The organism is Haemophilus parainfluenzae (genome assembly GCF_003252725.1).
In the GTDB taxonomy this organism is placed as follows: domain Bacteria; phylum Pseudomonadota; class Gammaproteobacteria; order Enterobacterales; family Pasteurellaceae; genus Haemophilus_D; species Haemophilus_D parainfluenzae_L.
The window spans coordinates 1-732 of sequence record NZ_QEPO01000029.1 but is presented as its reverse complement, the minus strand read 5'-3'; the positions used below and the strand labels follow the sequence as shown (position 1 = coordinate 732).

Sequence of the window (732 nt, the reverse complement as noted above, 5' to 3'; positions counted from 1 at the left end):
GCTGTCCTGTATGCCACTCCGATATTCATTTAGACCAACTTTTAGAAGATGAAGCGGGGCGCGAAATTTTAGGGCTGCTTACCGAGTTAAAATATGGCGTAGCCCGCCCTTTGGTTTCATACATTGCACTATTTCGCCCGGATAAATCAGCGTTAAGCAACTCAAGAGCGGTTAAATTAATGCGCGAAGTGCTAGATTTATTCCCACCTTCTCAATTATTAGCCCACTGTTTGAGTGAAACGGTCAATTCAGTGCAGAAAAAACGCCGAGAAAGCCGAAATCTCGCCCCGCTTAACAATCACCGCTATTTAATGCAAGTGATGGAAACGAACCGACCACTCTTTTCCGGTACAGGTTCGGCTGCCGTAAATAACGCAGAACGCCAACAGGCAGAGCGCGCCAATCACGGCAATGATGATATTGAAAACACCATTTTATATATTGAGCGTTTTTATCAGCTAGGCCAGCCTGTGGAACACTTGCCAGGCTATGATGTATGGAAAAAGTGGAAAGATAAACAGCAAAAATGAACTTTTTTTAACCGCCGAAAGGCGGTTTTTTTATTTATAAATCAAGTAATTATTTTCAAATAAAGACTTGACTTGCAAAAATAATCCGCACAACGCATTGTAAAATCGCTATAATTTTGAACAATAGTGATCGTCCAACCAGTAGGGGTGGCTATGTTGAATGCAAGCAATGAACAAATTGAAACGTTTAATGAGAAAGCGC

The 732-nt window shown here is 41.7% G+C and carries 1 protein-coding gene; it reads left to right on the top strand.

Going from position 1 to position 732, the window contains the following annotated elements; genetic code table 11:
• The coding region (locus DPV85_RS09890; protein ID WP_111327875.1) for an HI_1489 N-terminal domain-containing protein at window positions 1-530 on the top strand (530 nt) is incomplete at its 5' end.
• Between the last annotated feature and the right edge of the window lie 202 nt (window positions 531-732).